The 17254-nt window shown below is 70.8% G+C and carries 11 protein-coding genes; 5 read left to right on the top strand and 6 right to left on the bottom strand.

Features of this window, described 5'->3' with window-relative positions; translation table 11 throughout:
- The 3 genes from C1I93_RS18195 to mfd all read right to left on the bottom strand — a co-directional run.
- Positions 1 to 975 (bottom strand): nucleoside triphosphate pyrophosphohydrolase (locus C1I93_RS18195; RefSeq protein WP_111244492.1); only part of this gene is annotated, 975 nt, incomplete at its 3' end.
- A 2-nt stretch (positions 976 to 977) separates the two neighbouring features.
- The gene (locus C1I93_RS18190) at positions 978 to 1736 is read right to left on the bottom strand and encodes a hypothetical protein (protein ID WP_111244491.1); all 759 of its coding nucleotides are present in this window, start codon (positions 1734 to 1736) and stop codon (positions 978 to 980) included.
- A 22-nt stretch (positions 1737 to 1758) separates the two neighbouring features.
- Positions 1759 to 5589, bottom strand: a complete 3831-nt coding sequence (mfd, locus tag C1I93_RS18185) for a transcription-repair coupling factor (RefSeq protein ID WP_420811752.1) — start codon at positions 5587 to 5589, stop codon at positions 1759 to 1761.
- A gap of 164 nt (positions 5590 to 5753) precedes the next feature.
- Here mfd and C1I93_RS18180 point away from each other — a divergent pair, with 164 nt between their 5' ends.
- Positions 5754 to 6674: a cyclase family protein gene (locus tag C1I93_RS18180; protein WP_111244490.1), complete on the top strand. Its 921-nt coding sequence runs from the start codon at positions 5754 to 5756 to the stop codon at positions 6672 to 6674.
- Between the two features lie 79 nt (positions 6675 to 6753).
- Here the strand turns inward: C1I93_RS18180 and C1I93_RS31655 are convergent, their stop codons facing one another.
- Positions 6754 to 6915 carry a hypothetical protein gene (locus C1I93_RS31655; protein WP_181445221.1) on the bottom strand — a complete coding sequence of 54 codons (162 nt, stop codon included), beginning with the start codon at positions 6913 to 6915 and terminating at the stop codon, positions 6754 to 6756.
- A gap of 356 nt (positions 6916 to 7271) precedes the next feature.
- Here C1I93_RS31655 and C1I93_RS18175 point away from each other — a divergent pair, with 356 nt between their 5' ends.
- Together C1I93_RS18175 and ppc are read left to right on the top strand one after the other, a co-directional pair.
- Complete coding sequence (locus C1I93_RS18175) at positions 7272 to 7496, top strand: winged helix-turn-helix domain-containing protein (RefSeq protein ID WP_212808647.1); 225 nt, start codon at positions 7272 to 7274, stop codon at positions 7494 to 7496.
- Positions 7497 to 7895: 399 nt separating this feature from the next.
- The gene (ppc, locus tag C1I93_RS18170) at positions 7896 to 10682 is read left to right on the top strand and encodes a phosphoenolpyruvate carboxylase (RefSeq protein ID WP_111244493.1); all 2787 of its coding nucleotides are present in this window, start codon (positions 7896 to 7898) and stop codon (positions 10680 to 10682) included.
- 65 nt (positions 10683 to 10747) lie between these two features.
- Here the strand turns inward: ppc and C1I93_RS18165 are convergent, their stop codons facing one another.
- Positions 10748 to 11482, bottom strand: a complete 735-nt coding sequence (locus C1I93_RS18165) for a hypothetical protein (RefSeq protein WP_111244488.1) — start codon at positions 11480 to 11482, stop codon at positions 10748 to 10750.
- A gap of 77 nt (positions 11483 to 11559) precedes the next feature.
- On the opposite strand from C1I93_RS18165, the gene C1I93_RS18160 reads away from it, so the two are divergent.
- Positions 11560 to 12774, top strand: coding sequence for a DNA recombination protein RmuC (locus tag C1I93_RS18160; RefSeq protein ID WP_420811755.1), 1215 nt, complete (start codon positions 11560 to 11562; stop codon positions 12772 to 12774).
- Positions 12775 to 12936: 162 nt separating this feature from the next.
- Complete coding sequence (locus C1I93_RS18155; RefSeq protein WP_111244486.1) at positions 12937 to 16203, top strand: S8 family serine peptidase; 3267 nt, start codon at positions 12937 to 12939, stop codon at positions 16201 to 16203.
- Positions 16204 to 16280: 77 nt separating this feature from the next.
- Here the strand turns inward: C1I93_RS18155 and C1I93_RS18150 are convergent, their stop codons facing one another.
- Positions 16281 to 17144 carry a hypothetical protein gene (locus C1I93_RS18150; RefSeq protein WP_146603524.1) on the bottom strand — a complete coding sequence of 288 codons (864 nt, stop codon included), beginning with the start codon at positions 17142 to 17144 and terminating at the stop codon, positions 16281 to 16283.
- Positions 17145 to 17254: the final 110 nt, after the last annotated feature.

Below are 17254 nucleotides of genomic sequence, written 5' to 3'. Positions count from 1 at the left end.
ACGGCAACCGAGGGGAGGGCGAGTCTCGTTGGGCTCGGAGATGTGTTTAAGAGACAGGCGGAGGGCTGCCTCGGGGTCCAGGTTGGCGGCGTGGGCTTGGGCGACTATGGACAGAAGGGTGGCGCCCAATGCCGCCTCCGGATCAGCCTGGGCCTGCGGGGAGGGGAGCGGCACGGCCAGACCGGCTCGGGCGGCGCGTTCCAGGATCTTGGCGGCCAGGGCGAGGGCGGGCTGGCTCAACGCGATGCCGTCGAGCACCGAGGCACGGGACTTCTCGGCCTGCTTGATCCGCTCCCAGTTGGCGGTGATCTCGTCAAGCGTGCCCGCCTGCGCGCCCGCGAAGACGTGCGGATTGCGCCGGATCATCTTGTCCACCAGCCCGCCGGCCACGTCGTCCACGGTCCACCGCTGGTCCTCGGGCAGTTCCTCGGCCAGCCGGGCGTGCAGCACCACCTGGAGCAGCACGTCACCGAGTTCCTCGCGCAACGCGTCGGTGTCCCCGGCGCTGATCGCGTCGTACGCCTCGTAGCATTCCTCAAGCAGGAATCCGGCCAGGCTCTGATGGGTCTGCGCCCGTTTCCACGGATCGCCGCCGGGCGAGAGCAGCCGGTCCAGCACGGCCACCGCGTCGAGCAGCCGGGCACCCGGCGGATCCCACGAGCCGTACATCAGCTCCAGCTCCGCCAGCCCCGGTTCGCGGGCCAGTCGCAGCCCCAACTCCCGGGCCAGCGACTCGTCGCCCGCCGGACCAGCCAGCCAGACCACCGTGTCGTGCGCCGCCGCCGCGTCCAGCAACGCCGGCACCGCCGGGCCGTCGAGCACCCGCACCTCGGCGCCGGCCACCCGCAGCGCCGTGGTCAGCTCACTCTCCGCCGCAGTCAGCACCGGAGCAGCGCGTACGACGTCCCACGCGGCCGCCGTCAGCAACCCGGCCGGCAACCGGGGCGAGGTGACCAGCAGGACGATCCGGGGCATGCTCAGCCGTCGGTGGGGGCGGCCGTCGGCTGCGACTTCGGCGTGGAGATGTCGGAAACCGCACCGGAGGCCGGCTCACCCAGTGGCACGCCCACCGCGACGATCGGCGTCTCCGCGCTGAAGCTCAACACCGGGAAGACAAGCGGCCGGTACCGGGGGTTGACCGTCACGTCGTACGCCTCGACCGCCTGGGCCAGCGAGTTGCGGTTGGCCAGCGCGAACCGCAACTGCTCGCCGTCGAGTTGGCTGGCGGCCTGCTCGACGGTCACGTCCGCCGGCACCGCGCCGGCCCGCTTGCCCGCGGCCACCAGTTCGGCCAGCTCCTGCTCGGTGGGGGCCACCGGCTCACCCACCGGAATGCCCGACAGGCAGTCGTACAGCTCGGCGGTCTGGCGAACGTACCCGGTGTCGGGGCTCAGGCCGATGCCCTGCGCGATCTGCGCCGGGTCGACCTCGCGCTGCGGCTGGTAACCCTCGGCGGCGGAGATCCGGTCACAGACCTCGGTGAGCACCAGGACGCTCACCACCTCGCTGCGTCCGGGCAGCCGGGGTGCCGGCGCAGCCGGCATCTGCGGCGTTTCGGCCGTCTCGGCAGGTGCCGGGTTCTTCTCCCGCGCGTCGTCGATGACCTCGGTGACGGCGTCCTCGGTGATCCGGTGGTCACCGACGTACGCGGCGACACCGGGCTCGGAACGGCAACCGGAGAGAGCGACCAGGCCGACCGCCACGCTGGCGACGGCGAGAAGACGGCGAGCACGCATGCCCGTCACTCTCTCATGCCCCCTAGCCACCCGTTGCACCAGCACCCACCGACGCGGCAGGGGTGGGGGCACCGAGAACGTCGGAGAGTAGTTGGGCGCACCACTCCAGCAGGGGCTGGTCGCGCAGCGGGTCGCCGCCGACCCGACGGGTGGTGGGGCGGGGCACGCTCACCTGGTCAAGGGCGGCCTTGTAGACCGAGTCGGGGTGGTAGCGCTTGAGGCGCAGCTGCTTGGAATCCGGCAGCGGCAGCGGACCGAACCGGAGGTGCTTGCCCTGCATGCTGACGTCGGTCAGGCCGTAGCTGCGGGCCAGCAACCGGAAGCGCGCCACCGCGATCAGGTTCTGCACCTGCGCGGGCGGCTCACCGTAGCGGTCGGTCATCTCGGCGGCCACCTCGCGCAGCCGCTCCTCGTCGCGTGCCTCGGCGAGCTTGCGGTACATCTCCAGGCGCAGCCGCTCCACGCCGATGTAGTCGTGCGGCAGGTGCGCGTCCACCGGCAAGTCGATCTTGACGTCGGTCTCCTCTTCAGGCCGCTCGCCCTTGAACGCCGACACCGCCTCGCCGACCATCCGGACGTACAGGTCGAAGCCGACCCCCTCGATGTGGCCGGACTGCTCGCCGCCGAGCAGATTGCCGGCACCCCGGATCTCCAGGTCCTTCATCGCCACGTACATGCCGGCACCCAGCTCGGTGTGCTGGGCGATGGTAGCCAGCCGCTCGTGGGCGTGCTCGGTGAGCGGCTTGTCCGACGGATAGAGGAAGTACGCGTACGCCCGCTCCCGGCCGCGACCCACCCGGCCCCGGATCTGGTGCAGCTGGGCCAGGCCGAGCAGGTCGGCCCGCTCCACGATCAGCGTGTTGGCGTTCGGGATGTCGATGCCGGACTCCACGATCGTGGTGCAGACCAGGACGTCGAACTCCTTCTCCCAGAAGCCGACCATCACCTTCTCCAGGGCGTCCTCACCCAGCTGGCCGTGCGCCACCGCGACCCGGGCCTCGGGCACCAGCTCACGCAGCCGCCGCGCGGTCCGCTCGATCGACTCGACCCGGTTGTGCAGGTAGAAGACCTGGCCGTCGCGGAGCAGCTCACGGTGGATCGCGGCGGCCACCTGCCGCTCGTCGTACGCCCCGACGGCGGTGAGCACCGGGTGCCGCTCCTCGGGCGGGGTGGCGATGGTGGACATCTCCCGGATGCCGGTGATCGCCATCTCCAGGGTGCGCGGGATCGGGGTGGCCGACATGCTCAGCACGTCCACCGCGGCCCGCATCGACTTCAGGTGTTCCTTGTGCTCCACGCCGAAACGCTGCTCCTCGTCGACGATGACCAGTCCCAGCGACTTGAACCGGGTGGCCGCCGCCAGCAGCCGGTGGGTGCCGATGACGATGTCGGCGGTGCCGTTGGCCACCATCTCCAGGGTCTGCTCGGCCTCCTTGGGCGTCTGGAACCGGGAGAGCTGGCGGATCGTGATCGGGAACTGGCTCATCCGCTCGGCGAAGGTGTTGTAGTGCTGTTGCACCAGCAACGTGGTCGGCACCAGCACGGCGACCTGCTTGCCGTCCTGCACCGCCTTGAACGCCGCGCGTACCGCGATCTCGGTCTTGCCGTAGCCCACGTCGCCGCAGATCAGCCGGTCCATCGGGACGCTCTGCTCCATGTCCCGCTTGACCTCTTCGATGGCGGCGAGCTGGTCCGGCGTCTCCTGCCAGGGGAAGGCGTCCTCCAGCTCCCGCTGCCACGGGGTGTCCGGCCCGAAGTTGTGCCCCTTGGACGCCTTGCGGGCGGCGTAGAGCTGGATCAGCTGGGCAGCGATCTCCTTGACCGCCTTACGCGCCCGCGCCTTGGACTTCTGCCAGTCCGAGCCGCCCATCTTGTGCAGGGTGGGCTGCTCACCGCCGACGTAGCGGCTGAGCTGGTCGAGCTGGTCGGTGGGGACGAAGAGCCGGTCGCCGGGCTGGCCGCGCTTGCTCGCGGCGTACTCGATGACCAGGTATTCGCGCGACGCGCCGTTGACCGTCCGCTGCACCAGCTCCACGTACCGGCCGATGCCGTGCTGCTCGTGCACCACGTGGTCGCCGGCGCGCAACTCCAGCGGGTCGATGGTGTTGCGCCGCCGGCTCGGCATCTTGCGCATGTCCCGGGTCGAGCTGCCCCGGCCACCGGTGACATCGTTGCCGGTGAGCAGCACGAACCGGGCCGCCTCGGCCACGAAGCCGCCGGTCAGGCTGCCGCAGGTGACGAGCAGCTCACCCGGGGCGGGTGCGGCCGGCACCTGCTCGGTCAGCCGCGCGCCGAGGCCGCCGTCGCGGAGCACCTCGACCGCCCGCTGGGCGGGACCGTGCCCCTCGAAGACCAGCGCGATCGACAGGCCCTCACTGGTCCAGCGCTTGAGGTCGTCGATCACTCGGGCGGTCTCGCCGTGATAGAGCGGCGCGGGCTGAGCGGCCAGACTCACCGCGATCGCGTCGTCGGGGGTGACGTCGACCGCCTCCGGCTCGTCCTCCCACGGCTGCCGTGGCCTGCTCTCGGGTTCGGCCAGGCCGAACGGCGACAGCGTCCACCAGGGCTGGCGCAGCGTGGCGGCGCGCGCGCGTACGTCGGCCAGGGTGCGGAAGGCGGCGGCGCCCAGGTCGACCGGGGCCTGGCCACCGACGGCGGCCGCGGCCCAGCTGGCCTGGAGAAACTCGTCTGAGGTACGCACCAGGTCGTGCGCCCGGGTGCGGATCCGCTCCGGGTCGCAGAGCAGCACGTAGGTGCCCTTGGGCATGCAGTCCAGCAGCAGCTCCATCGAGTCGCTGCCGATGAGTGCCGGAGCCAGCGACTCCATCCCCTCGACCGGTACGCCACCGGCCAGCTTGTCCAGGATCTCGGCCAGCTCCGGGTGCTGCCCGGCCAACGTGGCGGCCCGCTCCCGCACGGCCGGGGTGAGCAGCAGCTCCCGGCAGGGCGGTGCCCAGAGCTGCGCGACCTGCTCGATGGTGCGCTGGTCGGCGACGGCGAAGGTGCGGATCTCCTCCACCTCGTCGCCCCAGAACTCGACCCGGGACGGGTGCTCGTCGGTGGGTGGGAAGACGTCGAGGATGCCGCCGCGTACGGCGAACTCGCCCCGCTTGGTGACCAGGTCGACACGCGCGTACGCCATGTCGGTGAGCCGGCGGGCGACCTGCTCCAGGTCCGCCTCCTCGCCGGCGGCCAACCGCACCGGCTCCAGGTCGCCGAGCCCCTTGAGCTGCGGCTGCAGCACCGACCGGACCGGCGCGACCACCACCCGCAGCGGCCCGGTACGGCCGTGCGCGTCGGCCGAGTCCGGATGCGCCAACCGGCGCAGCACGGCCAGTCGCCGACCGACCGTGTCGGAGCGCGGCGAGAGCCGCTCGTGCGGCAACGTCTCCCAGCTGGGGAAGATCGCCACCTGCTCGGCCGGCAGCAGGCTGCCCAGCGCGGCCACGAGATCCTCGGCCTCCCGGCTGGTGGCGGTCACCGCCAGCACCGGCCGCCCCGCACCTCCGACGCCGTGACCCGGGCCGGCATGGCCCTGGTCTCGGCCCGCATGGTCTCGGCCCGCATGGTCTCGGCCGGCATGGTCTCGGCCGGCATGGTCTCGGCCCGCCTGGTCTCGGCCCGCATGGTCTCGGCCCGCCTGGTCTCGGCCCGCCTGGTCTCGGCCGGCATGGCCCTGGTCCGGGTTGGCGGGATCCGCGGCGACGGCGGCGACGGCGAAGGGACGCAGTGCCGGAGGTGCGGTCACGTCGAGGCCGTCGACCTGGGCCGCACCGGAGCGCGCCAGGTCGCGGACGCGGGCCAGGCCCGGGTCGGCAAGGGCGGCGGCGAACAATCCGGTGAGCGCAGGCATGATCACTTCCGAGGTGAGGACACGACGATCACCCCGCGTCCGACCGGACGGGGGGTTGCACGCCACGACACTATCTCTCCGGGCCGACGCTCCACTGCCGTCCAGCCCTTCGCCGGTCGACGGACCTTGACGCCTAGTCGACGGATGTGGTCGGCTGCCGAGGTATGAACGGGGAGTTTCGCGCGCAGTTCGACGCCGAGGTCATGTTCGTCAACGGTGGCGGCCTGCGGGCCGAGGGTTTCCGGCTGGACATTCCGGGCCCGGACATCACCGACGAGGACCTGGCGACGCTGTTCGTCAGGCACCTCGGACTACTGATGGTGGCCGAGGTCCGGCTCACGAACAAGACGATCATCGAAGAGGCACACAAGGGCGGTCGGGGTGTCGCGTCCGCCGCCGGGAACACCGACCGACGCCTGGTCGAGCTGAGCCATGTGATCACCGACGGGATGGTCACCCTGCCGCGCTGGCCGGCGCCCCGGATCACCGAGTGGCTGACCTTCGAGGCGTCCCGGCAGCGCTACGCGCCGGGCGTCGAGTTCCAGGTGGCCCGGATCGACATGATCGCCAACACCGGAACGTACCTGGACACCCCCGCCCACCGTTGGGCCGACGGTGCCGACCTGGCCGGCACCGCGCTCGATCGGCTGGTCGACCTGCCGGGGATCGTGGTCCGGGTGCCCGAGGACATCCGGGCCGTGGACCGTCTGCTGCTGGCACCGTACGACGTCGCCGGCAAGGCGGTGCTGCTGCACACCGGCTGGGACACCCACTTCGGCACCGACCGGTACGCCGCACCGGAGGCGCCCTACCTGACTGGCGACGGCGCACAGGCACTTGTGGAGGCGGGTGCCGCCCTGGTCGGCATCGACTCGATCAACATCGATGACATGTCCCCGGCGGCGCGCGGTGAACGCCCCGCGCACAGCACCCTGCTGGCTGCCGGCATCCCGATCGTGGAACACCTCACCGGGTTGGACGCGCTGCCACCCGACGGCTTCCGCTTCACCGCCGCCCCGCCCAGAGTGGCCGGCATGGCCACCTTCCCCGTCCGCGCCTACGCCCTGGTAGAACCAACGCCCTGATCGTTGGCGGAAAACCGACCCGACACGCCGTCGTTCGAGTCGCTGAACTGTCAACGATCAAGCAGCCCGCAGTCGCGGTTCAGGCAGGGTTGGCCGGTGGCGGGGCAAGCTGGCGGATCAGCCGCTGAGACAGACAGGCCAACGCCCGAGACTGGGCCAGCCCGATCGGCCAACGCTCGACCTCTGAGCTGGCCGAGAGTTCGAGCAGCAGCCCGCTGGGCGGTGTCGGACCAACGTCCATCCGCCACAGCCCAACCCGCAACTGCAACACTTCCTGCTCCCCAACGCTCGCACTACACAGACGCGACAGGTGCAGATCGTTCGACCCGGCGCAATCGGGGCCCCGCAGACACCAGGGCGGGTGGGCGAAGTTGGATAGTTTGCTCATCGAGCCGGGCTCCTTCCCGGTCAAGGCCCGGGGACTGGAGAGCCACCTCCACCCCGGGCCGCCCTACTTCCGATGGGTACGCCTGCCACGGCCGCCCACACCAACCTACGACTACCTGTCATGTTAGGTCAACACTTGATAGCACCTTTCATTGACGCTTCGCCAGCTGTCGTGATCACATGGGCATTACCTGCCACGGAAGTCTGCCCATGCCTGCCTACACGAAGAAGCAACAGCTGATCGACGCCCTTACCGAGCGCATCGAGTCAGGCCAGTATCCGCCGGGCGCAAAGTTGCCCTCGGGCACCGAACTGTGCGCCGAGTTCGGCGTGTCCCGTCAAGTGGTGCGGTCAGCCATCGACTGGCTCAAGGCGCGAGGACTGGTCGACGGGGCACCCGGCGCAGGCGTCTTCGTCCGCCCCCCGAACCGCTGACCATCCCCTGAGCTGAATCTTGTTACGAAAGTGCCCCCGGGAGGGCGTTTTCGCACCAAGATCTCCGCGACGAGCTTGACGGGGACGAGCAGCGCGTATTCGGCGACGGGGTGGGGACGGTGGCGCTGTTTCTCCGCCTAGCTGCGGCGGGAGGGTGGGATTGATCACCACGATGTCGGTGTGCGGCCGGTGTGCTGGCGCGCGTACAGGCGACGGCGCACCGCCTGAGCAGCGCGGGAAGACGCGGACAGCGGAGGCGTGCGGGATCCAGCTGTTAAGAGGGGGCCCCTCCTATACCGCAGGCGTTAACAAGGGGCCCCTCCTTTCATCGGGGCTGGGCTGGCTACGATCGGGGGAGTCGGACAGCGCTGTCCTTCGTACTCACGTGAGGAGCGCATGGTGACCGACCAGCACGATCATGACGGCCCGGACGCCGCCCTGCGCGCCGACATCCGCCGCCTCGGCACGCTGCTCGGGCAGACCCTGGCCCGTCAGGAGGGGCGTCCCCTGCTCGACCTGGTCGAGGAGATCCGCGCCCAGGTCCGTACCGACGCCCCGGCCGCCGCACGGCGGCTCGGTGGGCTCGACGTGACCACCGGCACCAAGCTGGCCCGCGCCTTCTCCACCTACTTCCACCTGGCCAACATCACCGAGCAGGTGCACCGGGCCCGGGACCTGCGTCGCCGTCGCGCGGTGCAGGGCGGCTGGCTCGACCAGGCGGCCAAGATGATCTCTGAGCGCGGAGTGCCGGCCGAGGAGATCGCCGCGGTGGCCCGCCGGCTGGCGGTACGCCCGGTCTTCACCGCCCACCCGACCGAGGCCGCCCGCCGGTCGATCCTGTCGAAGCTGCGCGCCATCGCCGACGAGCTGGACGCCGAGACCGCGAACGCGATCCTCTACGGCGCCAGCGACGAGGGACCGGCGAACCGGCGGCTGGCCGAGTTGCTCGACCTGATGTGGCAGACCGACGAGCTGCGGCTGGACCGGCCGGACCCGACCGACGAGGCCCGCAACGCCATCTACTACCTGCGCGACCTGTACGCCGAGGCGGCCCCGCAGGTGCTCGACGACCTCGCCGAGACGCTGCGCACCCTCGGTGTGGAGACCTCGCCGACGGCCCGGCCGTTGACCTTCGGCACCTGGATCGGCGGCGACCGGGACGGCAACCCGTTCGTCACTCCGACGGTGACCCGCGAGGTGCTGGCCATCCAGCACGAGCACGGGCTGACCGCCACCGAGGAGGCGATGGAGGAGCTGATCAACGAGGTCTCGGTCTCCCGCCGGTTGCGCGGGGTGTCGCTTGACCTCTCCGCCAGCCTCGCCACCGACCTCGACGCGCTGCCCGAGGTGGCGCCCCGGTTCCGTCGGGTCAACGCCGAGGAGCCGTACCGCCTCAAGGCCCGCTGCGTACGCGCCAAGCTGGCCAACACCCGGGCCCGGTTGCGTCAGGGCACCCCGCACGTGCCGGGACGGGACTACCGTGGCTCGGCCGAGCTGATCGCCGACCTGGAGCTGCTGCGTGCCTCGTTGGCCCGTAACTCCGGCCAGCTCACCGCCGTCGGCCGGCTCGCCTCGACCATCCGTACCGTCTCGGCGTTCGGCCTGCACCTGGCCACCATGGACGTACGCGAGCACGCCGAGAAGCATCACGAGGTGCTCATCCAGCTCTACCGGGCGGTGGGCGAGGTCGACGACTACCCGGCGCTGACCCGGCTGGAGCGCACCAAGCTGCTCGCCGACGAGCTGACCGGCCGCCGACCGCTGTCCACTGCGGACACCCCGCTGAACGAGTCGGCCCGCAAGACGTTCGACGTGTTCAGCACCATCCGCGAGGCGCAGGACCGGTTCGGCTCCGAGGTGATCGAGTCGTACATCATCTCGATGACCCTGGGCGTGGACGACGTGCTGGCGGCGGTGGTGCTGGCCCGCGAGGCCGGCCTGGTCGACGTGCACACCGGCCGGGCCCGGATCGGCTTCGTGCCGCTGCTGGAGACCCCCGCCGAGCTGAACTCCGGTGGTGAGCTGCTCGACGAACTACTCTCCCTGCCGGCGTACCGGGCGCTCGTCGCGGCCCGGGGCGACGTGCAGGAGGTGATGCTCGGCTACTCCGACTCCAACAAGGAGGCCGGCATCACCACCAGCCAGTGGTCCATCCACCGGGCCCAGCGCGCGCTGCGTGACGTGGCCGCCCGGCACGGGGTGCACCTGCGGCTCTTCCACGGCCGGGGCGGCACGGTGGGCCGGGGCGGTGGGCCCACCCACGACGCGATCCTGGCCCAGCCCTACGGCACGCTGGACGGCGCGATCAAGGTGACCGAGCAGGGTGAGGTCATCTCCGACAAGTACACCCTGCCCGCGCTGGCCCGGGAGAACCTGGAACTGAGCGTCGCCGCCGTGCTCCAGGCCACCCTGCTGCACACCGCGCCCCGGCAGCCGGCCGAGATGCTGGAGCGCTGGGACGCCACGATGGACGTGGTGTCGGAGTCGGCGTTCCGGTCGTACCGGTCGCTTGTGGAGGATCCGGATCTGCCCGCGTACTTCTGGGCGTCCACCCCGACCGAGCTGCTCGGCGCGCTGAACATCGGCTCCCGGCCGGCGAAGCGCCCCAACACCGGCGCGGGGCTGGCCGGGCTGCGGGCCATCCCGTGGGTGTTCGGCTGGACCCAGACCCGGCAGATCGTGCCCGGCTGGTTCGGTGTCGGTTCCGGCCTGGCCGCCGCCCGGGAGGCCGGGCTGGCCGACGTGCTTGCCGAGATGCACCGCAACTGGCACTTCTTCCGCACGTTCCTGTCGAACGTGGAGATGATGCTGACCAAGACCGACCTCGGCATCGCCCGGCGGTACGTGGAGACCCTGGTGCCGAAGAAGCTGCACCCGATCTTCACCAAGATCGAGGAGGAGTACGAGCTGACCCGCCGCGAGGTGCTGGCCGTCACCGACTCGCCCGACCTGCTGGAGAACTCCCCCGTGCTCCAGCGCACCCTCGCCGTACGCGACACCTACCTGGAGCCGCTGCACCACCTCCAGGTGGCGCTGCTGCGGCAGTACCGCGACTCGGGTGCGGCCGGGCGGGCGGTCGCCACCGCACCGGGTGGCCGGCGGGCCCCCAACGACGGCACCGCACTGGAACGCGCGCTGCTCACCACCGTCAACGGCATCGCCGCCGGCATGCGCAACACCGGCTGATGTGCAAGGAGGGGCCCCCTATTAACGCCTCGTGTATAGCAGGGGCCCCTTATTAACACCTGGCGTCAGAAGTCGCCGCCGCCGAAATCACCACCGCCGAAATCACCGCCGAAATCGCCACCGCCGAAATCGCCACTGCCGAAGTCACCACTGGCGTCACCGAAGTCCTCCATGCCAGCGGCGGCACCGGCGTCGTAACCCGGATCACCGAACGAGGGCGAGAAGAGCGCGTCGGCGATCAGCATGCCGCCGATCACGCCGGCACCGGCACCCAGCGCCGTCTTCCACCACGGGGTGGAGTACCAGCCGGCCGGCACCGGCCGGCCCTGCATTCGCCCGCCCGGGTAGTAGTACGGCGTGTCCCGGCCCGGCTGCGGCCCGGCCTTGAACGTCTGGCCCTGCACGTCAACCTGGCGCGGCACGGTCAGCTGCCCGGCGCCGCTCGCGGCGGCCAGCGGCGGTAGGTCGGGTCCGGGGTCGATGCCGAGCGCCAGCCGAGCGGCCCGGATGTAGGTCAGCCCCTCGATCGCGGTCTCCCGGGCGAGCCGGTACTGCGTGACGCTGCGCGCCTGTTCCAACTGCGAACCGGCGGCATGGTAACGCTCGGCGGCGTCGGCAAGGGCCTGGCGTACCGCCGGTTCGTCGCCGCCGAGGTTCATCACCTGTCCGCCGAGCCGCTCGTACCACCGTCGGGCATCGGCCTGCACGTCGGCGAGCTCACGCGCCGCCCGTTGCCGCTGCCACCGCGCCACGCCAACGCCGAGGACCACCAAAAGGAGTACGACCAGCAGAAGTTCCACGATCCCAACGTACCCACCCGATGCCACGAACCCACCTGCTCGGCCGAGCGGGCCGCCGGCGGACAGCGCGGCGCGGGGTGCCGTGGGCGGCGCCGGTCGCGGTTGTTTGGCAAGCTCGTGACGTGGAGTTCACGACAGTGGTGGTGGTCGTCGTCTGCCTCGGTGCCGGTGGCGCGGTGGGCTGGTTCGCCGGTCGGGCCCGGGCGGCGACCGAGATCGCCCGGCTGGACGCCACCCTGCGCGCCAATCGCGAGGGCGAGGGACGGCTTGAGCAGTCGATGCGGGCGTTGAGCTACGAGGCGACGGCCCAGTCGCAGGAGGCGGTGGCCCGTGCGGTCGCACCGCTGCACGAGACGTTGCGCCGCTACGAGCAGCGGGTGGCCGAGTTGGAACGCGACCGGGTCGACGCGTACGCCGAACTACGCGAGCAGGTACGCGGAATGAGCGCCGTCTCCGGCGAGCTGCGTACCGAGACCAAGCAGCTGGTGGCGGCGTTGCGCGCGCCCCAGGTACGCGGCCGCTGGGGTGAGCACCAGCTGCGCCGGATCGTCGAGGCCGCCGGCATGCTGGAGCACTGCGACTTCAACGAGCAGGTCACCGCCGCCACCGACCAGCAGACGGTACGCCCCGACCTGGTGGTACGCCTGCACGGCGGCCGGACCGTGGTGGTGGACGCCAAGGCGCCGTTCGACGCGTACCTCACCGCGATGGAGGCGCGCGACGAACGGGGCCGGGACACCCACCTCGACCTGCACGCGAAGCACCTGCGGGCGCACGTGGACGCGTTGGCCGCCAAGTCGTACTGGACGGCGTTCGAGTCCACTCCGGAGTTCGTGGTGCTCTTCGTGCCGGCCGACCCGTTCCTGGACGTGGCGTTGCAGCGCGACCCGACGTTGCTGGAGCACGCCTTCGCCCGCAACGTGGTGCTGGCCACCCCGGCCACCCTGGTCGCGATGCTGCGTACGGTGGCCTGGTCGTGGCGGCAGGAACAGTTGGCCCGCAACGCGGTGGCGGTGCACACGCTGGCCCGGGAGTTGTACGCCCGGCTCTCCACGCTCGGCGACCACGTCGGGAAACTCGGTTCCTCGCTCGGTGCCGCGGTGACCGCGTACAACCGCGCGGTGGGGTCGCTGGAGGCGCGGGTGCTGGTCAGCGCGCGCAAACTGGCCGAGCTGGGAGTGTCTGATCAGGAGCTGCCCACGCCGGGTCAGGTGGAGTTGGCGCCTCGACAACCGCAAGCGCCCGAACTTGTCGATCCTTCCACACCGGATGATCGAATCCGGTCGACCTAATAGCTGCCCTGACTGACGGCTATGTGACAGCGCGAATCATGCGTATCACGAGATGGTCACAACGTACCGGTCGGTAGTGACATCGACGGTCGGCACCGCGAAGGATTCGCTCACGCGTGCCCTGCTTCTGAGGGCGCCTGAGTTCTCTGGAGGAAAGAGAACGTGAGTAAACCCCGAAACCTGAGCCGGCGTACCTCCGCCGCGCTCTTCGCCTCGGTCATGGCCGCCGGCGCCGTGACCGTGGCGGGCGGTGCCGCCACCGCAAGCGCCGCTCCCGCCGGCCTCGACCCCGCGCAGGTCACCCCCGCCGAAGCGCTCGGTCAGCATGACGCCAAACTGCTCGCTGAGGCGGAGGCGAAGAACGCGCCCACCGTCACGATGATCGTCGCCACCGAGAAGGGCAAGGCGAAGGAGGTCGAAGGCGACCTCAAGGACCTCGGCGCCGCAGTCAGCGAGCGCTACGACACCATCGGTTACGTGCTGGCCAAGGTGCCTACCGGCAAGGCACTGAAGGCAGCCACCCTGCCCGGCGTCGCCGCGGTCGACCTGGACGAGCAGATCCAGTTGCCCGACCCGAAGCCGGAAGCGGTCCAGGGCGCCAAGAAGGCCGAGAAGCAGGGCAGCACGCTCAGCGGCCCGGGTGCCGGGACCCCCGCCGACAACGCGTACATGCCGACGGGCGAGATCGGCGCGGTCAAGTTCGTCAAGCAGAACCCGAAGTGGGACGGGCGCGGCGTCACCATCGGCATCATGGACTCCGGTGTGGACCTGGAGCACCCGGCGCTGCAGAAGACCACGACCGGCGAGCGGAAGATCGTCGACTGGGTCACCGCCACGGATCCGTTCGAGGACGCCACCTGGCGGCCGATGATCACCCAGGTGACCGGCCCGAGCTTCACCGTGGCGGGTCGCACCTGGACCGCGCCGGCCGGCACCTACCGGTTCAACCTGTTCAGCGAGTCGGTCACCGAGCGGAGCGAGCCGGCCGGTGACGTCAACCGCGACGGCGACAAGACCGACCAGTTCGGCATCCTCTTCGACCCGGCGACCAACAACGTCTGGGTCGACACCGACCAGGACGGCGACTTCACCGACGAGGCCGTGATGCGGCCGTACAAGGAGAAGTTCGACGTCGGCTACTTCGGCATCGACAACCCGGCGACGCCGGCCGCGGAGCGGATGTCGTTCGTGGTCGAGTACCGCAAGAACGTCGACACCACCCCGCTCGGCGGTCCGGGCCTCGTCGACTACGTGAACATCGGCATCATCGAGAGCGCCCACGGCACGCACGTCGCTGGCATCACCGCCGCCAACGGCATGCTGGGCAACAGCGCGCTCAACGGTGCCGCTCCCGGCGCCAAGCTGGTCTCCTCCCGGGCCTGCTCCTGGGGCGGTGGCTGCACGGCCGCCGCACTCACCACCGGCATGGCCGACCTGGTGATCAACCGCGGGGTCGACGTGATCAACATGTCGATCGGTGGCCTGCCGGCGCTCAACGACGGCAACAACGCCCGCGCCACCCTCTACAACAACCTGATCACCACCTACGGGGTGCAGATGTTCATCTCGGCCGGCAACTCCGGCCCCGGGGTGAACACCATCGGTGACCCGTCGGCCGCCAGCAACGTGGTGAGCGTCGCCGCCAGCGTCAGCAAGGACACCTGGCTGGCGAACTACGGTTCGGTGGTCAACAAGAAGAACGCGCTGTTCAACTTCTCCTCGCGCGGCCCGCGTGAGGACGGTGGCGCCAAGCCGAACATCGCCGCGCCGGGCTCGGCCATCTCCACCACCCCGGTCTGGCAGGCCGGCAGCCCGGTCGCCGAGGCCGGCTACGCCCTCCCGCCGGGTTACGGCATGTTCAACGGCACCTCGATGGCCTCTCCGCAGGCCGCCGGTGGCGCCGCGCTGCTGCTGTCGGCCGCCAAGGCGACGCACCAGGGGGTGACGCCGGCCGCGCTGCGCCGGGCCATCTTCAGCTCGGCCAAGCCGATCGCCGACACCCCGACGTACGGCCAGGGCTACGGCATGTTCGACGTGCCCGGTGCGTGGAAGCTGCTGCGCAAGAGCGTGGAGCCCAACGACTACGTCTCCGACGCCCCGGTCTGCACGGCGCTCTCCGACCAGCTGGTGACGCCGCACCGCGGCACCGGCGTCTACAACCGCTGCGGCTCCGCCGAGGGTGGCCACAAGGTCAACCAGTCGAAGTCGTACCAGGTCACGCTGACCCGGACCAGCGGCCCGAGCCGCAACATCAAGCACAACGTCGGCCTGCGCGGCAACAACGGCACCTTCTCGGCGCCGAAGAACGTCACCCTGCCGCTGAACAAGGCGGTCACCATCACGGTCACCGCCAAGCCCAAGACCGCGGGCGCGCACAGCACCATCGTGACCGTCGACGACCCGGCCACCAACACGATCGACTTCGAGTTCTCCGCCGTGGTGGTGGCCTCGAACGACGTCAGCAAGCCCGACTTCGCGTACTCGGCGCGGGGTTCGGTGGACCGCAACAGCACCACGTCGTACTTCGTGACGGTCCCGCCGGGTGCGGGTGCGCTCCAGGTGAACCTCTCCGGCATCGCGACCGGGTCGCAGACCCGCTTCATCGCCATCAACCCGTGGGGCGTCCCGGTGGAGAGCACCTCCAGCCTGGCCTGCTTCACGAACTTCGCCAGCACTGTCGTCTGCGACTCGTTCGAACGTGACTACGCCAACCCGCTCCCGGGTGTCTGGGAGATCGAGGTGGAGTCCCGGCGGACCTCGCCGGCGCTGAACAACCCGTACCAGTTCCAGGCACGGGTGCAGGGCGTCGCGGTCGATCCGGCCGTGGTCGAGCTGCCGGCGGTCACCGCTGGCGTCGCGACCCCGGTGACCTGGTCGTTGAAGAACACCTTCGGCCCGGTCTCGGTGACCGGGCGCGGCGGCCCGCTCTCCAGCGTGCACGCCGAGCGGCCGCGCATCGTCGAGCTGGCTCAGCAGGAGTTCACCGTCGAGGTGCCGGCGGGGGCGACCACCTTCACCGCCCGCATCGGCAACCCGTCGAACGCCAGCGCCGACCTCGACCTGTTCATCTACCGGGGCAACACCCTCGTGGGGCAGCAGGCCGACGGTGACTCGGAGGAGGCGGTGACCCTGACCAACCCGGTCGCGGGCACCTACCGGGTCGTAGTGGACGCGTACGCGGTGGACGGCGCCGGTGGCAGCACCGAGTACGACTACCGGGACTCGTACTCGTCTCCGGCCCTGGGCACGCTCGCGGCGTCCAGCGGCACGGTCACCCTGGCGCACGGGGCCGCCGGCACCCTCTCGGGTACGGTGACCGCCCAGTCCGCCCCGCCGGCGGGCCGCACGCTCTCCGGTGAGCTGGCCGTGGTGACCTCCGAGGGCGCTGTCGTCGGTCGCGGCACCGTTTCCATCGGCGCGGTGAACTGACACCACCCGTACCGCACGCAGGGAGCCCGTCCCCGGATCTCCGGGGGCGGGCTCCCGTCTTGCTCGGCCCGCTGCCACTACCCGTCGACCGGTGCCGGTTCCCCACCCGCCGATCCGGTCCGCTCCGGGCGGCCACCGCAGAGACCGACCACGAGCAGCAGGCACCCGGCCAACTCTGCGGCACTCGTCAGGGCCGGGGCCGTGGCCAGGGTCGGCGTGAAGGTGAAGACCTGCGTGAACACCACACCCGGATCCACCGGGTACGCCGACAGCCGCTGCGGGCCGAGGGCCATGGCCGTGTCAAGGTGGAACATGGCGGCCAACGCCAGCAGCCCCGCACCGCAGGCCGCGAGCCGGCGTCCCTGCCCGACCAGCATCGTGGCCAGGGCGATCGCGCCCAACGCGAGCACTAGCGGCGGTGTCAGGGCCGCGGTGACGAACTCGATGCTGTCGGACCGCCCGCCGTCACCGGCCCAGGCCGGCCGAGCCTTGCGGAGACCGTGCGCCACCCGGACCGCCAGATAGCCGAGTACCAACCCGCCAGTCAGCACCGCGCCGACCAGGGCCCACCGGCTCGGACGGCCAGCGTGCCGCCTCGCCACCAGGGCCAGCACCAGGACGACGACCAGGGCCGCCCAGGTCAGTTCGAGGCCATCACGCAGTCGCCCGCTCAGCTCGAGCGGCTCGTACCGGAACACCTGCCAGCCATAGTCGACGCGGCCGGAAGGCATGGTCCGGACCGCGTCAAAGATCAGCACGGCGAGCCCGGCCGGCACCGCCCAGCGTGGCGACGGCAGTCCGGCGAACAGCGCGTACGCCAGGAGCAGGGCCAGCGCGAACACCTCGGCCTGGCGCAGGATCGGCGCATCCGTGAGCACCCCCACCACGTGCGCAACACCCAGCGCACCCGCCGCCACGAGAAGCATCGATCGATAACGCATCGACGCATCCTGCCACCCGCCCCCGACACCTTCTCGGTTGATCATGAGGTTGGCGGCGGTTCAGAGATCAACCACTGCCGCCAACCTCATGGTCAACACGGGTGGGTGGG

This window comes from Micromonospora endophytica, from assembly GCF_003236305.1.
In the GTDB taxonomy this organism is placed as follows: Bacteria; Actinomycetota; Actinomycetes; order Mycobacteriales; family Micromonosporaceae; genus Micromonospora; species Micromonospora endophytica.
This window is presented reverse-complemented; position numbering and strand designations above follow the sequence as displayed.

What these genes read in the sequence shown, in the direction of transcription:
- mfd (WP_420811752.1), bottom strand. Translation starts at nt 5,589, where the DNA reads ATGCCTGCGCTCACCGGATTGTTCGCCGCCGCCCTTGCCGACCCGGGC.
- C1I93_RS18175 (WP_212808647.1), top strand. Translation starts at nt 7,272, where the DNA reads ATGCCTGCCTACACGAAGAAGCAACAGCTGATCGACGCCCTTACCGAG.
- C1I93_RS18190 (WP_111244491.1), bottom strand. Translation starts at nt 1,736, where the DNA reads ATGCGTGCTCGCCGTCTTCTCGCCGTCGCCAGCGTGGCGGTCGGCCTG.
- C1I93_RS31655 (WP_181445221.1), bottom strand. Translation starts at nt 6,915, where the DNA reads ATGGACGTTGGTCCGACACCGCCCAGCGGGCTGCTGCTCGAACTCTCG.
- C1I93_RS18180 (WP_111244490.1), top strand. Translation starts at nt 5,754, where the DNA reads ATGAACGGGGAGTTTCGCGCGCAGTTCGACGCCGAGGTCATGTTCGTC.
- C1I93_RS18150 (WP_146603524.1), bottom strand. Translation starts at nt 17,144, where the DNA reads ATGCGTTATCGATCGATGCTTCTCGTGGCGGCGGGTGCGCTGGGTGTT.